This window comes from Spirosoma pomorum, assembly GCF_054776615.1.
The window spans coordinates 177,293-201,126 of the sequence record NZ_BAAHBP010000002.1 but is presented as its reverse complement, the minus strand read 5'-3'; the positions used below and the strand labels follow the sequence as shown (position 1 = coordinate 201,126).

Annotated in this window: 22 protein-coding genes and 1 tRNA gene; 16 read left to right on the top strand and 7 right to left on the bottom strand. The window is 50.9% G+C overall.

Going from position 1 to position 23,834, the window contains the following annotated elements:
- Window positions 1-16 precede the first annotated feature (16 nt).
- Window positions 17-991 (top strand): gluconolaconase, encoded by a 975-nt coding sequence (locus tag ACYVAD_RS06635; RefSeq protein ID WP_461138697.1) that lies wholly within the window; start codon window positions 17-19, stop codon window positions 989-991.
- Between the two features lie 117 nt (window positions 992-1,108).
- Here ACYVAD_RS06635 and ACYVAD_RS06630 read toward each other — a convergent pair whose 3' ends face one another.
- A complete protein-coding gene (locus ACYVAD_RS06630; RefSeq protein WP_461138696.1) occupies window positions 1,109-1,750 on the bottom strand; it encodes a 3-keto-disaccharide hydrolase in 642 nt (213 codons plus the stop codon).
- A 247-nt stretch (window positions 1,751-1,997) separates the two neighbouring features.
- Here ACYVAD_RS06630 and ACYVAD_RS06625 point away from each other — a divergent pair, with 247 nt between their 5' ends.
- The 6 genes from ACYVAD_RS06625 (at window position 1,998) to ACYVAD_RS06600 (ending at window position 7,681) form a co-directional block, all read left to right on the top strand.
- Window positions 1,998-3,551 carry a glycoside hydrolase family 32 protein gene (locus tag ACYVAD_RS06625; RefSeq protein ID WP_461138695.1) on the top strand — a complete coding sequence of 518 codons (1,554 nt, stop codon included), beginning with the start codon at window positions 1,998-2,000 and terminating at the stop codon, window positions 3,549-3,551.
- Between the two features lie 240 nt (window positions 3,552-3,791).
- Complete coding sequence (locus ACYVAD_RS06620; protein ID WP_461138694.1) at window positions 3,792-4,673, top strand: cell division protein FtsX; 882 nt, start codon at window positions 3,792-3,794, stop codon at window positions 4,671-4,673.
- A gap of 71 nt (window positions 4,674-4,744) precedes the next feature.
- Window positions 4,745-5,098: a DUF3098 domain-containing protein gene (locus ACYVAD_RS06615; RefSeq protein WP_461138693.1), complete on the top strand. Its 354-nt coding sequence runs from the start codon at window positions 4,745-4,747 to the stop codon at window positions 5,096-5,098.
- Between the two features lie 81 nt (window positions 5,099-5,179).
- Window positions 5,180-6,025: an undecaprenyl-diphosphate phosphatase gene (locus tag ACYVAD_RS06610; RefSeq protein WP_461138692.1), complete on the top strand. Its 846-nt coding sequence runs from the start codon at window positions 5,180-5,182 to the stop codon at window positions 6,023-6,025.
- A gap of 1 nt (window position 6,026) precedes the next feature.
- Window positions 6,027-6,755, top strand: coding sequence for a tRNA pseudouridine(55) synthase TruB (truB, locus tag ACYVAD_RS06605; RefSeq protein WP_461138691.1), 729 nt, complete (start codon window positions 6,027-6,029; stop codon window positions 6,753-6,755).
- On the top strand, window positions 6,752-7,681 hold the full coding sequence (locus ACYVAD_RS06600) for a bifunctional riboflavin kinase/FAD synthetase (RefSeq protein WP_461138690.1): 930 nt from the start codon (window positions 6,752-6,754) through the stop codon (window positions 7,679-7,681). Before truB ends, ACYVAD_RS06600 begins: the two co-directional genes overlap by 4 nt.
- Here the strand turns inward: ACYVAD_RS06600 and ACYVAD_RS06595 are convergent, their stop codons facing one another.
- The gene (locus tag ACYVAD_RS06595) at window positions 7,682-8,908 is read right to left on the bottom strand and encodes a BaiN/RdsA family NAD(P)/FAD-dependent oxidoreductase (protein WP_461138689.1); all 1,227 of its coding nucleotides are present in this window, start codon (window positions 8,906-8,908) and stop codon (window positions 7,682-7,684) included. It lies immediately after the preceding gene.
- A 98-nt stretch (window positions 8,909-9,006) separates the two neighbouring features.
- Between ACYVAD_RS06595 and ACYVAD_RS06590 the strand changes: the two genes are divergently transcribed.
- Window positions 9,007-10,068 carry a DNA/RNA non-specific endonuclease gene (locus tag ACYVAD_RS06590; RefSeq protein ID WP_461138688.1) on the top strand — a complete coding sequence of 354 codons (1,062 nt, stop codon included), beginning with the start codon at window positions 9,007-9,009 and terminating at the stop codon, window positions 10,066-10,068.
- On the opposite strand, the gene ACYVAD_RS06585 is transcribed toward ACYVAD_RS06590, so the two are convergent.
- Together ACYVAD_RS06585 and ACYVAD_RS06580 are read right to left on the bottom strand one after the other, a co-directional pair.
- The gene (locus tag ACYVAD_RS06585; protein WP_461138687.1) at window positions 10,065-10,517 is read right to left on the bottom strand and encodes a hypothetical protein; all 453 of its coding nucleotides are present in this window, start codon (window positions 10,515-10,517) and stop codon (window positions 10,065-10,067) included. The genes ACYVAD_RS06590 and ACYVAD_RS06585 overlap by 4 nt on opposite strands.
- Before the next feature lie 5 nt (window positions 10,518-10,522).
- Window positions 10,523-11,785, bottom strand: a complete 1,263-nt coding sequence (locus tag ACYVAD_RS06580) for an asparagine synthetase B (RefSeq protein ID WP_461138686.1) — start codon at window positions 11,783-11,785, stop codon at window positions 10,523-10,525.
- 162 nt (window positions 11,786-11,947) lie between these two features.
- On the opposite strand from ACYVAD_RS06580, the gene ACYVAD_RS06575 reads away from it, so the two are divergent.
- Together ACYVAD_RS06575 and ACYVAD_RS06570 are read left to right on the top strand one after the other, a co-directional pair.
- Window positions 11,948-13,189 carry an ABC transporter permease gene (locus ACYVAD_RS06575; RefSeq protein ID WP_461138685.1) on the top strand — a complete coding sequence of 414 codons (1,242 nt, stop codon included), beginning with the start codon at window positions 11,948-11,950 and terminating at the stop codon, window positions 13,187-13,189.
- A 157-nt stretch (window positions 13,190-13,346) separates the two neighbouring features.
- A tRNA-Leu gene (locus ACYVAD_RS06570) sits at window positions 13,347-13,430 on the top strand.
- 400 nt (window positions 13,431-13,830) lie between these two features.
- Here the strand turns inward: ACYVAD_RS06570 and ACYVAD_RS06565 are convergent.
- On the bottom strand, window positions 13,831-14,262 hold the full coding sequence (locus ACYVAD_RS06565; protein WP_461138684.1) for a hypothetical protein: 432 nt from the start codon (window positions 14,260-14,262) through the stop codon (window positions 13,831-13,833).
- On the bottom strand, window positions 14,259-14,813 hold the full coding sequence (locus ACYVAD_RS06560) for an RNA polymerase sigma factor (RefSeq protein WP_461138683.1): 555 nt from the start codon (window positions 14,811-14,813) through the stop codon (window positions 14,259-14,261). Before ACYVAD_RS06560 ends, ACYVAD_RS06565 begins: the two co-directional genes overlap by 4 nt.
- Before the next feature lie 113 nt (window positions 14,814-14,926).
- Here ACYVAD_RS06560 and ACYVAD_RS06555 point away from each other — a divergent pair, with 113 nt between their 5' ends.
- Together ACYVAD_RS06555 and ACYVAD_RS06550 are read left to right on the top strand one after the other, a co-directional pair.
- Window positions 14,927-15,265, top strand: a complete 339-nt coding sequence (locus tag ACYVAD_RS06555) for a DUF6249 domain-containing protein (protein WP_461138682.1) — start codon at window positions 14,927-14,929, stop codon at window positions 15,263-15,265.
- A gap of 194 nt (window positions 15,266-15,459) precedes the next feature.
- Window positions 15,460-16,140, top strand: coding sequence for a DUF421 domain-containing protein (locus ACYVAD_RS06550; protein WP_461138681.1), 681 nt, complete (start codon window positions 15,460-15,462; stop codon window positions 16,138-16,140).
- Window positions 16,141-16,443: 303 nt separating this feature from the next.
- Here the strand turns inward: ACYVAD_RS06550 and ACYVAD_RS06545 are convergent, their stop codons facing one another.
- Window positions 16,444-16,740: a hypothetical protein gene (locus ACYVAD_RS06545; protein ID WP_461138680.1), complete on the bottom strand. Its 297-nt coding sequence runs from the start codon at window positions 16,738-16,740 to the stop codon at window positions 16,444-16,446.
- A gap of 454 nt (window positions 16,741-17,194) precedes the next feature.
- Between ACYVAD_RS06545 and ACYVAD_RS06540 the strand changes: the two genes are divergently transcribed.
- The 4 genes from ACYVAD_RS06540 (at window position 17,195) to ACYVAD_RS06525 (ending at window position 23,792) form a co-directional block, all read left to right on the top strand.
- Entirely contained in the window at window positions 17,195-18,928 is a 1,734-nt protein-coding gene (locus tag ACYVAD_RS06540) for an ATP-binding protein (RefSeq protein WP_461138679.1), read from the top strand.
- A 618-nt stretch (window positions 18,929-19,546) separates the two neighbouring features.
- Complete coding sequence (locus ACYVAD_RS06535; protein WP_461138678.1) at window positions 19,547-22,504, top strand: glycosyltransferase family 117 protein; 2,958 nt, start codon at window positions 19,547-19,549, stop codon at window positions 22,502-22,504.
- 216 nt (window positions 22,505-22,720) lie between these two features.
- Window positions 22,721-22,912, top strand: coding sequence for a cold-shock protein (locus ACYVAD_RS06530; RefSeq protein WP_461138677.1), 192 nt, complete (start codon window positions 22,721-22,723; stop codon window positions 22,910-22,912).
- 493 nt (window positions 22,913-23,405) lie between these two features.
- Window positions 23,406-23,792, top strand: a complete 387-nt coding sequence (locus ACYVAD_RS06525; RefSeq protein WP_461138676.1) for a response regulator — start codon at window positions 23,406-23,408, stop codon at window positions 23,790-23,792.
- Window positions 23,793-23,834: the final 42 nt, after the last annotated feature.

Below are 23,834 nucleotides of genomic sequence, written 5' to 3'. Positions count from 1 at the left end.
ATAAAACTAACTCGTTATGAAACGAACGCTTCTTTCCTGTTCTCTACTGCTAGCCGGTATGACCTGGCTGACCAGCTGCGAAGATCACCGCAATAGTCCCAACGCACCTTTTCCCGAACGGATCAACTTTGTCGCCAGTCGTCAGTATCCGGAAGGAATTGCTTATTCGTCACAACTGGGGAAATTCCTGGTTTCATCGCTTACGCAGGGAAAGGTTGGAACTGTTGATACGGACGGTCGGTACGCAGACCTGCTGTCATCGCCTGAAATGATCAGCAGCTTCGGTATGCGTGTAGCGGGTGACCGGTTATTTGTTTGCGTGGGGGACCGGAATATTTCGTCGAAGAGCAGCGCGGCAACGGCTTTTACCACGGCTGAACTGCATGTGTATAACCTGAACAGCCGTCAATTGGAGCGCCGAACCGTACTGGGAACGCTGCTTCCTAACGCCCGTCACTTGGCAAACGATCTGGCCCTGGTACCCGATGGAACCGTGTATGTAACAGATTCCTTCTCGCCGGTCATTTACAGAGTGACATCGGCTGGACAGGCTAGTATTCTGGTCAATGATTCTCGCTTTTCGAGCGCTACGTTCGGGCTAAACGGAATTGTGTATCACCCAAACAACTACCTGATTGTTGCCCAGACGGGAGCCGGTAAGCTATACAAGGTTGATCTGGCCAACAGTAACGCGATCACCGAAGTAGGCGGACTACCCAGTCTGCCGGGTGATGGTCTGGCCTGGCTAAATAATGATCTGTACGTTGTTACAGGGAGCGGTAGCCGGGTGGCACAGGTTCGCAGTACCGACAACTGGCAAACGGCATCTATCGTCAAAACGGACGAAGTGGGCTACAATCAGGCGACTACCAACGTAGCGGTGAACAATCAAATCTATACACTTAACGCCCGCATCGGCGAGACAAGTGCCGGGGCGGGTAACCCCAACGTCCTGCAATCCAACGATTACAGTATTCAGCGGTTTAAATAGGGGGGGAAGAGGAGGAAAGTAGGAAGGGAGGAGAGGAGAAAAGGAAGGGACACAATTTCGATCCTCTTCCTTCCTCCTCTCCTCCCTTCCTGCTTTCCTCCTTATCTTATCTTTTCTTTACTCCTCTACTTTTAACATAATATCCTTAAAGTATATTACGCTTTTAGGGTCGTGGCCCTGGAGGGCAATGGTGCCGCTGCTGAGGTGCCGCATATCTTTGCGGCCGGGAGCACGCAGGCTATCGGGCTCGGTATACTCGTTGATGGTTTTGTCGTTTACCTTGATGGTCACGTTATTATCCTTCACGATGATATGCTGGGTGTACCATTCGCCATCTTTTACGAAGGTGTCTTTTACGTCCTGGAACGAGTATACGCTACCCGTTTTACGCCAGTCGGTATGCGTCTGGTTCACCTGGATTTCATAGCCTTTTGACGGCCAGCCTTTTTCCTGATAGGCCGTGTGAATGAACATACCGGAGTTAGCGCCGGGCATCGTCTTGACTTTGGCTTTCCACTCGAAGTTTTTGAAATCGTGATTGCCGACCGGTCCCTCGTAGAACAGGTGCGCGCGGGGACCAGCTACCTTAATAGCTCCATCTTCAACGGTAAAGGTTTCGGCATTCTCGCCAACTTTCCAGCCGTTAAAGGTTTTTCCGTCGAAGATTTTGACCCAGCCGCCCTTATAATGACTCGACCGCAGAGCCAGGGTGGTTACCAGCAGGCAGACCAGGGCCGGTAGCAACAGTACTTTTTTCATAACAGATCTTTGTTTTTATGAAAGAGTACTGGTTGAGTCATTTATACCCATCTTATTGCTTACAGAGACCCAAAATAGATGTTGCAGCCCGATAAGTAGCTAATCGGCTAAAAAAAGAGACAGACAGTAACATGCGGAAAAAGGAACACATACCGGTTGTAAAAAAATGAATTAGGTTGAGCCCGTGGTTCTACCTAAATTACTGAGGAAAGCCGTACTTTTCGGATCAAATTACATTGCCCCTTTTATGTTTCGCGCTTTAGCGTGTCTGTTTATTCTGAAGCTAACAACGCCGGCAACCGCTCAGCGATCGCAGGGGGATACGGCGTATGCGCAGGCCTTTCGGCCACAGTACCACTATTCATCACGAGTAAACTGGGTGAATGATCCGAACGGACTGGTCTATTACGACGGCGAATATCATCTGTTTTACCAATATAATCCGGTTGGCATTCGCTGGGGGCATATGACCTGGGGGCATGCTGTCAGTCGCGATCTAGTGCACTGGCGCGAGTTGGCGCCGGCCATCGCCGAAGAAAACGACAAAACCGGCGAACCCGTCATGATCTTCTCCGGAAGCTGCGTGATCGATAAGGAAAATACGAGCGGTTTTGGCAAAGACGGCATCGTTCCTATGGTGTCGATTTATACCGGCCATAAACCCAACCGACAGAATCAGCACGTTGCCTACAGCCTAGACCGCGGCCGCACCTGGACGAAGTACGACAAGAATCCGGTGATCGATCTTAACAAAAAAGATTTTCGAGATCCCAACGTATTCTGGCACGAGCCCTCGAAACGCTGGGTGATGGTTGTGCTGTTGCCAACTGAGAAAAAAACGCTGTTCTATAATTCGACAAACCTGCGCGACTGGACCAAAACGGGGGAATTTACCGCAGCAGACAGCCCGGCTACCATTTGGGAATGTCCCAATCTGGTTGAGGTACCCGTCGACGGCACTATCGAGCGAAAATGGCTTTTAATGCTCTCGATGGGCAGTCACGGCCCCGCGGGTGGATCGGGAATGCAGTATTACGTAGGGCGCTTCGATGGTAAAACGTTTACCAACGAGTCAAAAACCGGCGACGTACGTTACGTTGATTCGGGTAAAGACTATTACGCGGCCATTACGTATAATAACATGCCCGTTCGGGGCAACCGGGGGGCGGTCAGCATTGGCTGGATGAACAACCTGCAATACGCTAACGACATCCCAACAACGCCTTTTCGGGGGGCAATGTCGCTGCCCCGAGAACTGCGTCTGATCAAACAACCGGTTACAGCCCCCACGGATAAGCCGCAGTATGAACTTCGGCAAAAGCCCATTCAGGAACTGAAATCACTGCTGGGAATTCCTTTTCGCTGGAACGGGGCTGATGTGCAGCAGCTGAACCAGAGCCTGACCGAAGCCGGGGTTGGTGGAGATACGTATCAGTTATTAGTCGAACTGGACGTAACGAAAGGCGATGCGGGGGTGTGGGTTCGTAAGGGACAGGGTGAGCAAACGACCATTGGTTATGATGCCGCCAAGCAGCAGTTGTACGTCGACCGGACAAAATCGGGACAGGTAGCCTTCAAAAAGGAATTTCCAGGCCGCTTTACGACAACGCTCAAGCCGGACAATGGTAAGATCAATTTGCAGATCTGGGTTGATCGATCATCGGTTGAAGTTTTCGCCAATGAGGGAAAGGCTACCCTGGCAAATCTAATCTTCCCCAAAGAAGAAAGCCGGGGGATCGAGTTTTTTGGCGATGCCGTACGGAACGTAACGATCCAGCCCGTTGACGCTATCTGGAAGTAGGCGAGGAGGTAATTGGCTGTAACGGCGAGGGGCCGCACCCGTGAAATTGAGGCCGTGGGCTGGAGTAACAACCGCTAATTGCGTCGATTTTCCCAAATTGCGCAAAATTGTTGGTCAGTTCCTGCGTTGGAACTCAAGAAGACAGCGCGGGTTGGACAGACACGAACTGTTATAATTTCTTAAATTAAGCCGTCCACTGGCTTTATCATTTATTTTTGTTTCTGTAACACGATCGACTGCATGGCTCGTAGCAAGAAAAAAGTAGGCGCGTACCCCAGCGGCATGATTCTGTTCAGCTTAACGCTGGCCCTGTTTCTGATTGGGTTTTGTGGCTTGCTGGCGATTCAATCGAAGCGCCTGATTACTTATATCCGGGAAAACTACGAAATGCGGGCGTTCCTGGACAAAGGACTTAGCGACGCGAAAATGAAACAGTTGCAGCAGACGATCGTCGGTCGGCCTTACGTACTGCATAGCAACGGAACCGCACAGGTAAGTCTGGTGACTAAGGATGAAGCGGCCCGGGAATTTATCGCCGAAACCAAAGAAGATTTTTCCCGGTTTCTAACGGAGAATCCGTTGCGGGATAGCTACCGGATCAAACTTACTGAGGACTTTTTCGACGAAGCCAAGTTGCAGAGTGTCAAGCAGGATCTGGAGCAGATAGACGGTGTCTTTGAAGTCGTCTACCAGGAAAATCTTGTGGATAACATTAACCGGAACATTACCCGGATTTACCTGGTGATGTCGGCCTTCGCGCTGATTCTGCTGTTGATCATTGTAGTGCTGATGAACAACACGATCCGGCTGGCGCTGCATTCGCAGCGGATGCTGATCCGGAGTATGCAACTGGTAGGGGCTACAAATGCATTTATTACCCGTCCGTTTCTGGGCCGGGGCATCTGGCAGGGATTCGTGGCCGGTATGATCGCGGTTGTGCTGCTGTTCGTTGGCTTGCAGATCGCTCTTCGGAGTCTGCCTGAGTTAAGCGCGTTTCAGGACCCTGTGCGCATAGCCGCGCTAATGGTCGGAATTGTTGGGCTGGGTTCGCTAATTGGCTTTATTAGTACGTTTCAGGCCGTTCATCGGTACCTTGGTCTGACACTGGATGATTTATATTAATAATACGTTCGTTATTTTTAGACGAGTGGGGTACTATTCTTGTTACACAAAGAGATAACCGACACAGAATTATGGCAAAAGATAAACAAAGTGGAACGGCTACGTTGACGCAACCAGAGCCGGTGACCACGACGAAAACCACGACGGTCACGCCATCAGCAACCCGTCCGGTATCGACTCGCCCATCATCGACGCTCGAAGCAGAGCGCCGGTCGGCTAGTCAGACGGCTGCCCTGCCGTTTGGTCGGCAGAACTATACACTTATGCTCATCGGCATTGGCGTTATTCTGGCTGGGTTTTTCATCATGAGCCTCGACAAAGAAGAGTTCGGCTTCGGCTTTCTGGGCCTGACGCTGGGACCAATCGTAGTAATGTCTGGATTTGTGCTTGAATTTTTTGCGATTCTGGCGCGGCCCAAGGCCTAATACCGGTTTAAAGTTGCAGGGTTGCCAAGTTGTGCCGTTTTTTGCGGGCAGCTTTGCAACCCTGCAACTTTATAGTATCCAATGGAACTGATTCACGCGATTGCGCTGGCTATCATTGAAGGACTAACCGAATTCTTACCGGTGTCGTCAACGGGCCACATGATTATCTATTCATCACTGGCCGGGATCGCCGGCAACGAGTTTACTAAGCTTTACACGGTTGACGTCCAGTTTGGCTGTATCTTGTCGGTACTTGTAATGTATCACCGGCGCTTCCTGATCGATACCCGTACCGATGACTTTGAGGCCCCTGCCTGGGTCAAGCGATTTCCGCAGCGTATCCAGCGAATGGTCGATTTCTACTTCAAGATTTTTATTGCCTTCCTGCCCGCAGCCGTCATTGGCTTTCTGTTAAATGATTTCATCGACTCGTTGCTCGAAAACGTAACGGTGGTCGCTATTTCACTGTTGGTAGGCGGCATGATTCTGGTGTTCATCGATAAGATCACCGTCGAACTGCCCAAAGACCGCGACGTAACAACACCCGATGCGCTACGGATTGGTTTCTTTCAATGTATCGCGATGATTCCGGGCGTGTCGCGCTCAGCAGCTACGATCATCGGTGGAATGTTTCAGGGGTTGACTCGGACGCAGGCGGCCGAGTTCTCGTTCTTCCTGGCCGTACCAACAATGGCGGCTGCGTCGGGCTACAAACTGCTTAAAACGTATAAATTAATTCAGGCTGAGGACATTCAAACGCTGCTGATTGGTAACGCGATTGCGTTTGTGGTGGGGCTGCTGGCCATTCGGGGCTTCGTTGGTTTTCTGACGCGCTACGGATTTAAGGTTTTCGGTTATTACCGTATTGTACTGGGCCTGCTGTTGCTGGGCCTGATGGCCGCTGGCGTAAAACTGGACGTATTGTAACTTGGAAGAAACAAAAAAACAGCCACCCGTCGCGGACCCCGGACAGGTGATCCTGATTGATAAGCCGCTAACGTGGACGTCGTTCGACGTGGCGAACAAGCTGAAATACGCCTGCAAATTCAAAAAGATCGGTCATGCCGGTACGCTGGACCCCCTCGCAACGGGGCTGCTGATTCTCTGTACGGGTAAAATGACCAAGCAGATCGATCAGTACCAGGCGCAGGAAAAAGAATATACGGGTACACTGGTGCTGGGTAAAACGACTCCTTCTGTCGATCTGGAAACTGAGTTCGATGCGGAATTCGACACCACTGGCATTACGCCCGAAGCCATTGAGGAAGCAGCCCAGCAACTGACTGGTGACATAGTACAGGTGCCACCCATTTACTCGGCGGTGCGTGTCAACGGCGAACGGCTATATGAAAAAGCACGTCGGGGTGAAACGGCTGAGCACGTTGACGGTGGCATAAAAAGCCGTCAGGTAACCGTATCGGTATTTGAGACGGACGCGTCGCGTTTTCCGGAAGTCGAGTTTCGGATTGTTTGTTCGAAAGGGACGTATATTCGCAGTCTGGTTCGTGACCTGGGACTTCTGCTGAATAACGGTGCGTACATGAGCGCCCTGCGTCGGACCCGAATCGGCGCCTTCCGTATCGAAGACGCTGACTCGCTCGACAGTTTTATTGCTAAGTGCCGTGCTGACTTACCACCAGCCACTTCATCGCTATGATAATTCACCGTGGTCTTGATGACCTTCAGCCCATAAGCAATGCCGTCGTCACCAGCGGTACGTTCGATGGCGTACACCGGGGCCACCAGACTATTCTGGCTCGTCTGACCGAAGTCGCTAAAGCCAGCGGGGGGGAATCGGTACTGGTTACGTACTGGCCTCATCCCAGGACGATCATCTCGAAGGACGGGCAGGATATCAAACTCCTGACCACGCTGGAGGAAAAAATTGACCTGCTCGACCAGGCGGGTGTTGATCACCTGGTGGTGATTCCCTTCACGCGCGATTTCTCGCAGCTTTCTTCCGAAGAATTTATCCGTCAGATTTTGATTGATAAAATCGGCACGAAAAAGCTGGTGATTGGCTATGACCACCGCTTTGGCCGCGACCGCGAGGGGGGCTTTGATTATATCCAGGCTCACCAGAGCGAATACGGCTTCACCGTTGAGGAAATACCGCGTCAGGACGTAGAGGCCGTTGGCGTTAGCTCGTCCAAGATACGGAACGCGCTGAATGAAGGTAATGTACACACGGCTAATCTGTTTCTGGGACGCCCCTACAACCTAACCGGCACGATCGTTAAAGGGCGGCAGCTCGGGCGTACTATTGGCTTCCCAACGGCGAACCTCCAGGTTGATGACCCGGCCAAATTGATTCCGGCCAATGGCGTATACGCCGTTGACGTACGGTACGGCGGCCAACTGCTGGGGGGAATGCTCAATATCGGCTTCCGCCCAACCGTTGCCGGGACGCACCAGACTATCGAAACCTACATTTTCGACTTCGAGAAGGATATTTACGGCGAACATATGACGCTGCAATTCCGGGAGTTTCTGCGGCCTGAACAGAAATTTGACGGCTTACCGGCGCTCGTCGCTCAGTTAAAACAGGACGAAGAGTCCGCTAGGGTGGTGCTGACTCAGTAGCTACCGCCCAATATGAGTTCCGGCTACGTAGCCCGTTGTCCAGGCGCTCTGGAAATTGAATCCGCCCGTAATACCGTCCACATCCAGGACCTCACCGGCGAAGAATAGACCCGGCTGAGACTTGCTCTCGAGCGTCTGCGGATTTAAGCTACCCAAGTTGATTCCACCACAGGTCACGAACTCATCCTTGAACGTACTCTTGCCAGTTACCCGAAACTGGCTGTTGGTCAACCGCTCCATAAGCCGGTTCAAGGGCTTGGCGGGGAGATCAGCCCAGCGTTGATCATTGCTGATACCCGCCACTTCGGCGAAGTTCTGCCACAGGCGGGCGGGGAGCCCCACCGGATTTTGAGACATCACCTGTTTTTTGCCGTTGTGCTGCCGGAAATCCTGCAATACATTCCGCAGTTGCGCTTCGTTCAGCGTCGGGGTCCAGTTAACACGTAACGTGAACTGGTAATCGACTTCGGCCAGCACCCGCGCGGCCCAGGCGGACAACCGTAATATGGCCGGACCACTGAATCCCCAGTGCGTTAGCAGGAGGGGACCCCGTTGTTCCTGTTTGGTACCAACAACCGATACGCCCGCGTCCTGCACCGATACGCCCGCCATCGACAGTAGTGGACTATCGGGAACATTGAACGTAAAGAGCGACGGCACCGGCGAGAGCAGCGGCTCGGCCTGCGTCGGAAGCCAGCCGTAAGAAGGAAGCTGTGGGTAGCCGCCGGTGGCCACCAACACCCGGTCAGCGTTGACGATTTCACCGGAGAGTAGCTCCAATCGCCAGCCGCCTTTCTCGGTGGGCGTTAAACTAGCAACGCCACTACTGGTTCGAATCTGAATTCCGGCTTGACGGGCGGTTGTCAACAAACAATCGACAATCGTTTCGGAAGTATTGGTTTCGGGGAACATGCGCCCATCGGCTTCCGTCTTCAGCCGAACGCCCCGGTGGTCGAACCAGCGGATGGTGGCGTCGGCGTCAAAAAAATTGAAGAGAGAACGTAACGGTTTCTCGCCCCGGGGATAATGTTTCACCAGTTGCCGGTTGTCGAAGCAGGCATGGGTAACGTTACAGCGTCCCCCCCCCGAGATACGAACTTTGTTCAGTACGGTGCGATTTTTTTCGTAGATGGTAACGCGGGCATTCGTAAACGTTTCGGCGGCCGTGATGGCGCCGAAGAAACCGGCTGCGCCCCCGCCAATAACGGCAATGGTTGGTGATGACATGCCGGAAAAACAGCGACAAAGGGTTTGTAGTTCGTATTAGGCGGACACTAAATAAACGATTGTGCGCATGACCCCAACTTACTCTTACCTTTGCCGCTATGTTCTTCAGACCGCGTTTCTCTACTAATAAATACCACCGCCGTGGCTTCTGGCCGAAGGGGAATATTCTGGTACTATTACTTGTCTTCTTTTTGATTGCCTTGTTTCTCCACTACGGTGGACGGACCAAACCCGTCGTGGCGTTCTGGAACGATCTCCGTAGCTTGGTCGGGATTGGACCTTCGCACCGGGATCGGGAAGATAATCCCTACCAGGCACCAGAACCTGATGAAGACGTAGCGTCCGACGAGAAGCCCCGCCGGAAACGGAAAAAACAGCGTGAAGAAGGTTCTGCCAGCGATACGCAAGGCCAGACGGCCGACGAGAAGAGCACAAACAAACGCTTTGATTTCGAAAATCAGGTCGATTTTCTGCTTCCTGGCAGCAAAGCCAGCGACGACGTAATCCGACACGAAGGGTACACGCTACGTTACGTTGACCGGTATAAAGTTGCCGACTGGGTAGCTTATCCGTTGCTGGCTTACAAAATCAGTGGGGATGCCGAGCGCGAAGGAGAACAGTTCCAGCCTGACCCGAAGGTGAAAGACGGAACGGCGCTGTCGTCGGATTACACCCGATCTGGCTACGATCGTGGCCACCTGGCTCCGGCGGGCGATTTTAAGTTTTCCCAGCGGATGATGCGGGAAACGTTTTACATGAGTAACATTGCTCCGCAGGCTCCCCAGTTCAACCGGGGTATCTGGAAAGAACTCGAAGAACAGGTCCGGCGCTGGGCGGTGCGCGACAATGGATTGTACGTCATTACGGGCTCGGTTCTGAAGCCGGGTATGCCGACGATCGGAAAAGCAAACAGCGTAAGCGTGCCTCCCCAGTTTTACAAAGTCATTCTGTATTGCAACAATCCCAAGATTCGGATGGTCGGTTTCCTACTCGACAACGAGGAGTCGACTAGCTCGCTGCAACAGTTTGTCGTGCCGGTCGACCAGATCGAGAAACTAACGGGAATTGATTTCTTTCCGAAACTGCCCGACGATCTGGAAAATAAGCTGGAAAGCAAACGACGCAGCGAGGTTGTCGCCGATTGGTTTTCGGCCTTCTAATTGACCATGTGGATTTGTTGAAGAAACGCCCGAAGTTCATCAGGTCGCTGCGTACCGAGGGTAACAACCTGATTCTGTGTTCGTACAATACGTAGCCCCTGATTACCAGCAATGTTGTACACCCAGCCATCAAAACCCAGCCGGATGCCGTAGCCGACGAAGCTATATTTTTCAACGGACATGGATTTGACGTCCGACCAGGTGATTGTTCGCCACGGTAATACTGGGAATACCCGGTAATGGATACCCTGCGCATCCAGACGGGTATCTAGCCGCCAGACGTAAAGCAGTAAACTGACCAAGGTTATGACCACGACACCGCCCCAGGCAGGTGGCTCCTCTCCGGCCTTCGTGGTTACCAACGGGACGGTAACGATCAGAAAGGAAGCGCCTAGCAATGCCCACAACCACCACTGACGAAAGCGTTGCGTTTCGGTGAATGTCTCCATAAAGCCTAGGTCTTCTGCTTCTTTTTCTTTGCGGCAGGAAACAGAATATTATTGAGAATCAGGCGATAACCAGCCGAGTTTGGGTGTAAGTTCAAATCCGTTGGCTCTTCGTTGATTTCGTGTCGGTAATCTTCCGGATCGTGACCGCCGTAGAACGTAAAGAATCCACGTCCGTAGGGTGCGTGAATGTACCGCGCTTCGCTGGCCGCCCGGTTTTCGGCCAGAATAACCACTTCTGGCTTAATTAGATTTTTCTTGAAAGCCGTCGTTTGCCCCATAAACCCTTTGATAACGTTCATGTGGTTCTGCGTAAGCATCGTCGGGATGGGATCGTATTTAGCCGAGAACTGGAACAACGTAAAATAATCGTTATGCTCGTTCAGGCCGCGCTCCTCGGGCTGGTTATCGATGTTTGAGAACTCGATCATGTACGGATTCGTGTACACCTGAAAGTTCCGAAAGGCGAACGTCTGGCTGTAATCCATTTTGTTGTTGGCCGCGGGATCGGCTGGATCACCATCGTAGAAGGCTTCGACGATATCGGTATTATGTGACGCTAAGGCGATGTCGTACGTGTCGGTAGCGTTGCACATGGCAAACAGATACCCTCCCCCCAGTACAAACTCCCGGATTTTCTGCGAAACCGCCAGTTTGAGCTGAGGAACCTTCGTGAAGCCAAACTTCCGGGAAATGGTTTCGGCTTCCTGTTTCTGAGCGATGTACCAGGGCTGATCTTTAAAGTGAAAGAACTTGCCAAACTGGCCCGTAAAGTCCTCATGGTGCAGGTGCAGCCAATCGTATTCGGGAAGTTTGCCGTTCATCACCTCTTCGTCAAATACGACGTCGTACGGAATTTCGGCATAGGTCATGACCATCGTTACTGCGTCGTCCCAGGGCTGCTTGGTCTTGGGTGAGTAGACCGCGACTTTGGGCGGTTTTTGCAATTTGACAGCATCCATGTTCGCATCGGGTGCGGATACCTCGGCCAGAATCTGTCCCGCCTGCGCTTCTGAAATAACTTCGTAACTAACCCCGCGAATCACCATCTCGTTGATAAATGCCTGGCTCTGGGGCATCATAAATGTACCGCCCCGGTAGTTCAGCAGCCAGTCGATTTCAGTGTCGTGCGTTTTCAGTACCCAGTACGCAATACCATAGGCTTTGAGGTGATTCTTTTGGGAATCGTCCATCGGGATCAAAATCCTGGACGCCCATACGCGGCCGGTGAAAGTCAAAATCAGGATAAGCGGTAACAACAGCCGTTTCATTGGTTTTCCCATTAAGAATGCTCGTGCTAGTTTTGTTATAACGAAAGATAAGCAATTATTGTGCAGAGAATAATGAGTGAAAGAGCGAAAGAACGAAAGAGCGAAAGGCTGGCCCAGCTAACAGTCGCTCTTTCATTCTTTCACTCTTTCGCTCTTTGACATATGAACTTCCTCGAAAATATACGTGAAGGGCTGCGATCGATTGCAGGGAACCGACTGCGAACGACCCTGACCTCGTTGATTATTGCGATCGGTATTACGTCGCTGGTGGGTATCCTGACCGCCATCGACGGTATTCAGCGTTCTGTCAACAGCAGCTTTGCTGATCTGGGTGCCAATACGTTCTCAGTGGTCAACCGACAGGACGAAGGGCGTCGGGGCGGGCGGGTGCAGAAAAAGGTTCAGCCAATCAGTTACCTGGAAGCGTCGCAGTACAAGCGGATCTTTCCGTACGAAGGAGCGACCATTGCGATCTCGGGTATGGTGACGGGTTCGGCGCAGGCCAAGTTTGGCTCTCGAAAAACGAACCCTAACGTCATGCTGATTGGTGGGGACGAAGCCTACCTGCCTGTCAAAGGATTTTCGTTGCAAACGGGGCGTAACCTGACCGCCAATGACATAAAATATAGCCAGAACGTAGCCATCGTGGGCAACGAGATAGTTGGCTCGTTATTCGATCAGAAACTGAATCCGCTGAACCAAGTTATCCGGGTGTCGGGCGTCCAATACAAAATTGTGGGCGTATTGGCCAAGAAGGGAGGGCTCACCGGTGGGGGAGACGATCGAATCCTGCTGATTCCGCTGGGGAGTGCCCGGGCCCTTGCCGGATCGCAGCAATTGACGTTCGACATAACAACGGCGGTGCCTACCAATGCTAAGCAGGATGAGGTGGTGGGCGAAGCCGTAGGTGTTATGCGACAGATACGTCGCGATCGATTGGGTCAATCAGATTCGTTTACTATTGAGCGCGCCGACGATCTGCTTAAAGAGACGGACAATATAACGGGCTATCTGCGAATGGGCGGTTTCGGTATCGGCTTCATTACGTTGCTGGGTGCTTCTATTGCCCTGTTGAATATCATGCTGGTATCAGTGACGGAACGTACCCGTGAGATTGGCATCCGGAAATCACTCGGTGCTACGCCCAAACGTATTCGGGAGCAGTTCCTGATCGAGGCCATTGTCATCTGCATTTTGGGTGGCGTTGGGGGAATCGTACTTGGACTCGCTATCGGCAACCTGATTGCCAGCGTTGTCAGTCAGGGGCAGGGGAGTTTCGTTGTTCCCTGGTTATGGATGCTGGTTGGGCTGATCGTTTGTATTGGCGTTGGTCTGTTCGCAGGTATTTATCCTGCCGTCCGCGCGTCAAAACTGGACCCAATCGAAGCGTTGCGGTATGAATGATGAGAAGGGAGGAGAGGTAAGAAGGAGGAAAGGAGTAATGTGTGGAAAATATTTCATGTTTCTTTCGTTTCGCTTTGCTCGTTTGGTTGCTTTTCCTAGTTTTGCACCCACGTTCGCGTTCAGGGATTGCCGCCAGGTGCTCTGAACCGATTCTAAAGCCGGGATGGCGGAATCGGTAGACGCGATGGTCTCAAACACCATTGTCTGCAAGGACATGCCGGTTCGAGTCCGGCTCCCGGTACAAAGTGCTCTGACAAGGGCGAAAAATAAGCACAAAAGCCGCTGACTATCAGCGGCTTTTGTGCTTATTAGCTATTTTGAAGTTGATTCGTCTAGTAAAGAGTAATTTTCTCTTTATCGGCTTACTATCGCCGACGGCGACGTTTCGGGGTTCGCTTGCGCCTTCGAGGCCAGTACCGGCGAACCCATCGCCAAACGGATTGGCTTATCGGACCGGCCAGCGTGGTATCGATCAGTGCCGAGTCGAGTAGTTCATTTGCCAGTTTGATAATGTATTGATGGGCCACACTTCACCAACTCACCAAGATGGGAAGTGGTTACAAGATTAAATAATCTGGCTTTAAACAACAGCGCCCAGCCATTTCATGACTGAGCGCTGTTCGTTTCACTCCTATTCTTGATCAGTGTAGCAATCTCATCCGTTTCTTGATGAGTTGATGGTCCAGCAACTGAATGATAAGCAGGCAGCCTAAGCCAAAAAAGAGCCAGGACTTTGCTTGATCAAGTGTCTGGAGGACGAGTTGCGAACTCCGAAAATCAAGTAGCCCGCCCCAGGCAACGCTCAGCGCTAAGCCTATTAGGAAGAGAGTACTTAACACCCCATAAAATCGCCGGTTAGTCGCCCGTTGTTGCTGGAGCTGAATTTGATTGACAACACTGGCCGAAAAATTTGGGGATAAAGAGCCCGGTGGACTTTGCTTCAAGGCCGTAAACAAGTGCTGGTAAGTTGTTACGTCATCGTTCTCCGGTTGGCTTATAAACGGTAGTCGGTGCGATGGGGAAGCCCCATCCAATAACTGTTGTAACTCCTCGTCGCTCATCTCGTTCTTCATCGTTCGTTTTTGAGGTAAGTCGTTAGTTTATCTTTTAATTGTTTGCGCGCCCGGAAGAGGTAGCTTTTTACGGTCCCTTCCGGCATGCCGGTTATCTGTTCAATCTCCTCGCAGGAGAATTCATTGAGGTGATATAACGTAAGAACTGTTCGGTAAGGTAGTGGCAACTGTTCAATTAGCTGGTTGACGTAAGTCGACACATCTCGCTGGACCAGCAGTTGCGCCGGACCATCCTGCTCCTCATCCGTAAACTCAAGCGTTTCGCTCATCGGTATGGTTTGATGCCGCTCAGACTTCTTGACGTAATTAACGGCTGTCAGATAGGCAATACGAGCAATCCAGGTCGAAAGCTTGGCTTCAAAAGCAAAGCTAGACAGGTTTTTGTACACCTTGATAAAGACTTCCTGACAGATGTCTTCCACATCTTGCTGCTCGGTCACCAGTCGCCGGATGACGTAAAATACCAGCTTTTCGTACTGCCGAACCAGGTGACCAAAGGCGTTGGTATTGCCGGCCAGAATCCACTGGACGAGTTCACGTTCCTCCATCATGCCCCAGTAGACAGCCCATCTTCGACAAAGGTTGCAACTAGTAAGCACTTTCTGCAACCGACGGCGAGGTTGGGTTGTCTACTGAGCATATCACTCACAAACTCTTCTAGCATATGTTTAATCCAGGTTTGATTCCAATTGTGTTTTTCGTGGCCACGGCCATTGTCATCAATAACATACTCAAGTATAAGATCCAGCGACGCATTGTCGATGCGGGAGCCAACCAGATCAACGAGTCGACCATCAAAGCCATCCTCAAACCAGCGGGACTGAACCAGGATGCGCTTAAGTGGGGCCTGTTGACTCTGTTTGGTGGGGTAGGCTTAGTCGTATTGGAGTACATTCCGTATGAAGGCCATTCTCCCTTACCCTTTGGCATTGAGGCCATTTTTCTGGCCGTTGGTTTCCTGGTGTATTATGGCATCTCCCGGTATCAGGAATCCCGTTCGTAAAACATGGTAAGGACGTTGTTACGGTTTGACAAACTCTCCAGCTACCAGGAATGGTAAAGAAGGCTCTTGAAGGAAGCTATTCAGCGAAGTTTACAGGCCTCGGGCCTGTAAACTAATTCCTGCTGCGTCGGTTAGTAACTAGACCAGTCTATAAAGTAAAGTGTACAGCTGGGGTCGCTACTGCTAGTTGCATTATGGATTTTAAAGCCATATTCTTAAACGACTTGGATTGGAGCCTGGCCGGGGAGATCGTCTTCAAGACCCTGATCATGTTTCTTCTGGTCTTGGTGTTCCTTCGCTTGACTGGAAAAAAAGGGGTTCGGCAGTTGTCGGTTTTCGAAGTAGCTATTATTATCAGTCTGGGATCGGCAGCCGGTGACCCGATGGCTAATTCAGATCAAGCCATTCTGCCCGCCGTAATCGTTTTTTTTACTATCCTGATTGTCTACCGATCAATTATCTGGTTCGCGGGAAAGAGTGAAAGCTTTGAGCAGGTAGTTGAGGGCGAACCAATTTACCTCATTGAAGAGGGCGAATTTGTGCTCACGGATAATAGTGAGTTGACCTACGCTAAAGATGAGTTTTTCTCGGAAATGCGCCAGCAGAACATTGAGCATGTCGGGCAGGTTCAGACGGCCCTTCTAGAAACGAGCGGTAATGTTAGTTTTTTCTATTACGCTGATGAGCAGGTTCGGCCGGGGCTGCCAATCCTGCCCAAAATGTACCAACAGCGAGGGACTACTTTACCGGAGCCCGGCCTCTACGCCTGTACGACCTGCGCTCACGTGGAATACATCACAGCTTCGGGCCAGCGCTGCCCCCGCTGTCAGCAGGAAGAGTGGGTCAAAGCCATCAAAACCGCTCGCCGAACGTAGCGATAGCCACTTGTATAACATTGCATCAGGGACTAGTCATCAAACATTGTGCGGTAGTTGAGGGCTTCCATTACATTCACTTCGATTTACTCATCGATTCACTACTGGACATATTGGCGACCCAGCTTGCTCAAAATCGGGAATGATTTCGGGAGGGCCGCGACTTACATCAAACTTTTCTAGGGAAGCCCTGAATAGCGGTTATTAAATAAGTATCGAGTTTGATAATTCGATAAACGAATTTAGAGCGTGGAAGCTACCTGCCCAGTCTATTGTATAGCAACAGCCAACAACGCAAAGGCATCAGTCGCTGATACCACCCAGTTCCGGATCTTCGCCCAGGAGTTCGGTGGCTTCCTCGGCGGGGGTGAGGGGAACCCGTTCCTCAAGGCCAACGTCTTGCCTGGCCTGCTGCAGACTCATCCGCATACCGTCCAGGTTGGGCCGCTCCAAAGCATCTAACGTAATACTGTCGACTAGTTCACGGGTGTGATCCTGCAGACGGGACTGGATGAGGGCAACGGCCTCATCGATGTACAGATCCCCCTTGCGGACATCATCCAGCCACGAGTACAGATCGTTCTTTAATGAATCATTCATGAGTATGTTGTTTTCTGCTCAACTGCCTTTACCTATCTCTGGTTAACAGGAGATCAGCTTTTTACGAGTCTATGGTCAATTGCCGTGGTCTTATGAGAGATGAGAATCCAATCTGTGCAAGCGGCCTCTTATTTACTTCTTATTTGTCGTAGATGCCCGTAAGACAGCTAGCTGGGCCGTTTGCCGAAAGTAGCCTATTAATACCATAACCCCCAAAAGGATTAAGTTTAAGGATCAAGAAACCCCATTTGTTGCTAGTTAGCGAACTTTCCGGTTTTGTTAGTTTACTTCTTGAGGGAGTAAGTAAATCTCTACCCCGATCTCTTGTTGCCGGCAAGGAAACGTAACTATGAGATACTTACCCGCTATCTTTACAGCAACCCAAAAGTGAATCAGCGAAGTTTGTCCGTCAATGAGGTTCTTGGCTGACAAGTCGCCCCAAATTTTACGTTTGATGCTCTACGATCAGGTGCCATCCAATTCATCAAATGACCTTCATCGACAACTAGATATTGATTTTGCCCTCAAAGCTGCTGGATTAGGTATCTGGGAATTTGACCCGACTACGAACCAAATCAAGTGGGATGACAAGTGTCGGGAGCTTTTTGGCTTCCCCAAAGACAAGGTACTGTCCTATGATCAAGTCACCAAGTATATTCATCCGGAGGATGTGGACCGGGTTCTTGAGGCAGTTCGACGGGCGGTAAGCGAAGAGCCGGGAGAAACTTGTGACGTTACGTATCGTACGCTTGGCGCTGATGACGGGCAGTTGCGTTGGGTACGCTTTGTTGGTCGGAGCTATTTTACCGAGGCTGGCGACGTGTATCGCTTTGCTGGCATTGCTCAGGAAATAACCCCGCCAGTTCTGACTCAGCAAGCCCGAACTGATGAAGTGCATGACCGGGGTCAATCGGAAGGGCAAATAAAGCAAGCAGAGGTGGATAACCCGGCTAATCAGGATAGCTGGTCCTGGCTGAACCGTATCTTCGAACAGGCTCCAGTCGCTATTGCATTGCTATCCGGGGCGGACTACCGGATTAAATTGGCCAACGCGACGATGTACAAAATATGGCAGCTCCCGGCTGAACATGAGTCCATAATTGGTCAACCCGTTTTTACCGCTTTCCCGAATATTGCTGGAATTGGGCTCGAAGATCTGTTAGACCAGGTTCGTCAGACTCAGCAACCCGTTACTGGCATCGAAGCGCCATACGCCAGCGAGGGGAGCCCGACGGCATACGTCAACTTTGTGTATGCACCAATCATTGACGAAACTACAGAGGTTAGTGTCGTGGTCATTGCCACGGATGTTAGTCAACAAGTGGAAACCCGGCAACGGCTCAGAGAAAGCGAAGAACGCTACCGTTACCTGTCGGAGAAACTAGCTACCAGCAACGAAGAACTGGCAGCCGTTAACGAAGAGCTGGCGTCTAATAACGAAGAGTTAGAAGAGTCGAATAGTTTATTGAGCCATTCAAACGAAAATCTACAGCGGTTTGCTTACGTAGCTAGTCACGATTTACAGGAACCTTTACGTAAAATTCAGCAGTTCGGCGATCTGTTACGGGCACAACATGATGGTTTTACCAAGGCGGAGTTAGACTACCTGGAGCGGATGCAGTCGGCTGCCAGCCGGATGTCAATACTGATACGGGACTTGCTTAGCTTCTCGCGGATCTCAACTCATCGGGAGGCCAGCGTTCCGGTAGCGCTTGAAGACGTTATGAACAGTGCGCTTACTACGCTGGAATTAACCATTGAGGAAACCGAGGCCGCGGTAATTGTAGGTGATTTACCAACGATCTCGGGAGACGCATCCCAACTCAGGCAGCTTTTTCAGAACCTACTCTCGAACGCCATAAAGTTTCATCGGCCGGGTGTTGCCCCGGTGATCAAGGTCGATGCGAAGCGAGTACCGGCCAATGACCTGCCTATCTCGGTTAAACCAATTCGCTCGTCCCGCAAGTACGTGCAGATTGATGTAACGGATAACGGGATCGGATTCGAAGAGAAGTACTTAGACCGCATTTTTGAAGTCTTCCAGCGGCTGCACGGTCGCAACGAATTCTCGGGGACGGGTATTGGACTGGCTATTTGTGAGAAAGTTGTTTTTAACCACGGCGGTGCTATCACCGCCATGAGTCAGCCGGGGCAGGGAGCCACTTTCAGCGTATATTTTCCAGTATAGTACGGTCGTTTTGCTCGTAAACGGCATGGACGTTACCGATCCTCTGTAAAGTTCATTCGTGGGACTGAGATACAGAACGTAATAGTCCTACTCCTCGACCAGTTGGCTACGATTCATTCTGGGAGAATAACGTAGCGATATCACTGATGTACGCCTTCATGAAATTACCTGCTCAGATGCAGCAATAACGATATTATCTGGCTGATTGGATCAACGATCAACTGCCAGTTGATCGTTGATAGATGAATACTCGACTACTGGAATTTCAGTGTTTTTACAAAGAGTTTTGCCCAAGTTCGTTTCAAGATTTGACCTTGCCCGTGCTGCATGCTCGCACGCTCTCCTTACTGAATTTCGCAGAAATACGTTGTGGGAATAAAATCACACTTCATTGTCGCTGATATATAAGGCCAGGGGATACCTCATCTGGCAGTACCAATCCAGCATGTACTGAGCATTGTTGAATGAACAGATCAATTGAGCTGTATTTAACAATAATTAACTGATTCACAGCGTATAGATTAACATTCTTTAACGCCTGTCAATCGAAGGGCGTCCGTCGGGGAGCGTAGTTTTGGCCCGTACAAATTACGAACGCTATCACGAACGTTTACGCCCATGTTCCCTTCGTTCAATCGCCTGAATACGCTGGCAGGCTGGCTTGTTTTCACGATCGCCCTGATTACTTATGGCCTCACCGTTGAACGGACGGCCAGCTTCTGGGACTGCGGTGAGTTTATTGCTTCGTCGTTTAAATTGCAGGTGCCGCACTCGCCGGGAGCCCCGTTTTTTCTGCTGCTGGGCCGCATCTTTTCCATGCTATCCCTGGGCGACCTCACCCAGGTGGCGTATTGGATCAATATGGTGTCCGTACTGGCCAGCGCCTTTACAATTCTATTCCTCTGCTGGACCATTACGTTACTGGCTCGTAAATTACTGGCCAAACCGGATACGGAATACTCGCAAGCGGATAAGCTACTGATTGTGGGGGCGGGCGTCGTGGGCGCGCTGGCGTACGCGTTTTCCGATACGTTCTGGTTCTCGGCCGTCGAAGCAGAAGTATACGGCCTATCCTCGTTTTTTACGGCCCTGGTCCTGTGGGTCGCTTTACGGTGGGAACGAATCGAAGAGGAGGCCGAAGCAAATCGCTGGCTTATACTAATTGCTTACCTGACAGGAATCTCTATTGGCGTGCACTTGCTGAATTTAGTAACCCTGCCGGGTCTGGCGCTTATTTACTACGAAAAGAAGTACCGGCAGCCAACGGCCTGGGGCCGAGTGGGAGCGGTTACCGTTGGTTTTGTCGTGCTGGGACTGCTGAACGCTGCGATTCCGGGTTTGCCAGCGATGGCCTTTGCCGTGGATCGGTTGTTTGTCAATAACCTAGGTCTGCCGTTCAACTGGGGGATTTCTGCGTTTTGTGTCTTTTTGGTTGGCACCTTGCTGTATGGTATCGACTGGTCAGCTCGTAAATACCGGGTTGGACTCAATACAAGTTTACTCGCTGCGGCCTTTGTGCTGATTGGCTACGGGTCGTACCTACAGGTGCTGATCCGGGCCGACTTCAATCCGCCCATCAACGAAAACGATCCCAGCGACGTCATCAATTTCCGCGCCTATCAGAATCGGGAGCAGTACGGGAGTCGTTCGCTGCTCTACGGCCCCGTCTTTACCGCCCGGCCCATCGACCAGAAGAAAGGGGCACCCATGTGGAAACGGCAGGGAAATAAATACGTAATCTATGATTATCAGCCCGACTACGTGTACGCGCCGGGCGACGAAATGCTTTTTCCCCGACTGTATAGTTTTCAGTACAATCATCCGGCGCTGTACCGGCAAATGTTAGGTTTGGCTGAAGGACAGCGACCAACTATGGGCGATAACGTACGATTCCTTATTCAGCATCAGCTAGGCCATATGTGGGCCCGGTACCTGCTGTGGAACTTCTCGGGCCGGGAAAGCGACGAGGATGATGCCGGTTTTCTACTGCCCTGGTCGTCTGATCAACAGGTTCCCGATCTGCTCAAACGTAACAAAGCCCGGGATAACTTTTACATGCTGCCACTGCTGCTGGCTGTGTTGGGGGGGGCGTTACAGTTTCGGCGCCGACGTCAGGACTGGCTTGTGATTGGCCTTTTGTTTTTGCTGACCGGTATTGGTTTGCAGGTCTTTCTGAACTCCCCGCCATCCGAGCCCCGCGAACGGGATTATATCTATGTGGGCTCGTTTTACTTCGTCGCGATCTGGCTCGGTTTAGGCGTTATGGGGCTGGCTGACGTACTTCGACAGGTAGTCAAAACGCCGTTATTTCGGCATGGTCTGGTGGCAGGCAGCTGCCTGCTGGTGCCCGTTATGATGGGCGTAAAAAGCTGGGATAACCACGACCGGACTAACCGGTATCATTCCGTCGATTTCGCCAAGAACGTACTGAATTCCTGTGCGCCCGATGCCATCCTGTTTACCGAAGGGGACAACGATACGTTTCCGCTCTGGTACGTGCAGGAGGTCGAAGGGGTTAGGCGGGATGTGCGGGTGTGCAACCTGAGTCTACTGGGGACCGACTGGTACATTCAGCAGATGAAACGGAAAACCTACGAATCCGAGGCCGTGCCCATGTCGCTCGAGTTCGCCAACTTCACTAAAGGTAAGAATGACCTTATTCCTTTTTACGAAGTGGCTGGCGTCCGGGGAGGCATCGATCTACAGCAGTATCTACGACTTGTTAAGACGGACAGTCCTCTGATTCAGGCGCCCTTGCTGAGTGGCGATATGACCAGCATCCTGCCAGCATCAGTCTTATTTTTGCCGCTCGACAAGGCCGCTATTGACCGGGCTAATTTTGTTCCTGCCCCGCTGCGCCCCTTGTTGAGTGACACCCTGCAATGGACAATCGGGAAAAAAGACCTTTACAAACCGGATCTGATTATGCTCGATATCATTGCCAGTAATAACTGGCAGCGGCCAATCTATTTCTCCAGTACGCTGGCCAGTGAGCACTACCTGAATCTGAAGAACTATATGCAGGTGGAAGGGTACACGTATCGGCTTATGCCCGTAGCGGTACCGGGGGCCAGCGATGGATACGTTAATTCCGATATTATGTACACGAACATGACCAAGAAGATGGCCTGGCGTGAGATGAGTAACCCCGAAGTGTACTACGATAGTACTTACAAGCGTTCTCCGACGATCTCGGCCCGGATGGCTTTTCTACGGTTAGCGGATCAGTTGCTGCGGGAGGGGAAGACGAATAAAGCCCATCAGGCTCTGGAGGATTCACTGCGGGTACTGCCCGATAAAAGCATCCCGTATGATTACGTTTCTTCGAGTTACGTTCAATTGCTGTTCGCCGTCAACGAAGAAAAACAGGCAATCGCCATGGCGGATACGATGGCCGAACGAGCTGATCAGAATCTTACGTACGCCAAAAGTGGGCGAGGGCAATTTGGCAGCCCCGATGTCGATTTATACGTGTTACAGAACTTAGTAACCGCCTGCCGAGCCGCCAATCAACTGCCTTCGGCGACAAAGTATGAGACTGTATTTCAAAAGCACGTCGCTGCGTTTAATGAGTAAATTATGTGCTGCAAGCTATCGAGATAAGGTGAGGAGAAGGAGCTTGACGAGACCAGTGCGAATGGAGTATTGTATGATATTTTAAACGGTTTTCGGTAAATAACCCCCTAATAGGGGCTTGTTCCTAAGATTTCCGCTCTTAAAAAGGGTGATAACGTATTATTAGTAGGAAGTTTAACTAAATAGCTCGTTCTTGGGGCAAAATATAAACAAGCAATGGCAACAGGAACAGTTAAGTTTTTCAATGACACCAAAGGATTTGGCTTCATTAAACCCGATGACGGAAGCGAAGACGTATTTGTACACGTATCAGGATTGACCGACGAGGTTCGGGAAAACGACAAAGTAGAGTATACAGTCGAGCGTGGTAAAAAAGGCTTAAACGCAGTTGATGTTAAGCTAGCCTAACAAATCGCTCGTATAGCACTACCAAAGACATGCTGATAAGGCATGTCTTTTTTTTATGCCTTTTATCGCTGTAATCAAGATGAGTAAACTGGCAGTCTCTCGTGTTTTTGAGCAACTGCAACGATCTAACACGTGGCATCTGTCGGAGCACGAACGTAAAAGGGAGCCATGCGAAGTTGAGCTGTGGTAAAAAGATGAAACTGGGACTTTGCTGCCTGGTTGCTAACAACACTATTCCTGACGTACTGCTGCTTATTGCTGCTGGATGAATCTACCAGCACCTGGGTCGGAACGGCTCGGAAGTATTGCCGTTTTGGCAGTCTCAATTAGTACTTTATTGATGAAGTTAAGCCGGATATCGCAATCAACTTGTCCTGATATAGTGGCTTGCTATCTAGGCATGCTATTACCGGCTAATTAAAATTAGGTCTATTAAAAAAAGCATTTAAAGTCTATTCACGTTATATGGTAGTATTGCTTATCAACTAGTACCGTGAAGACTAAACAGGTCATAATGATTGATGATGACGAAGATGACTTTATGTTGCTTCAGATAGCCTTCCAGCAATATGCCCCCTGGATCAGACTGACTTGGTTTGATTCGTCGCATGCTTTTCTGGATTCCCATATCTGGCAACAGCAACCTATTGATTTATTTGTGTTTGACTTGCTGGTAGGCGAAAATGAGCCGCACTGGCAGGCAGTACTTCGTCAGCAGGTTGGCTGTCAGTCCGTGCCGATGATTATTCATTCGGGTAGTGAAGCCCCCGGCGATCGTCAGATGATGTTAAACGAAGGGGCGGCCGATTTTCTGATCAAAGCCGTGACCGCAAACGGAGTAAAACAAACCGTCGAACGTATGCTGGTCCACATGGCATAGACAGGGTATTGTATTGTGCCGACACTTTTGTGGGGATATAGT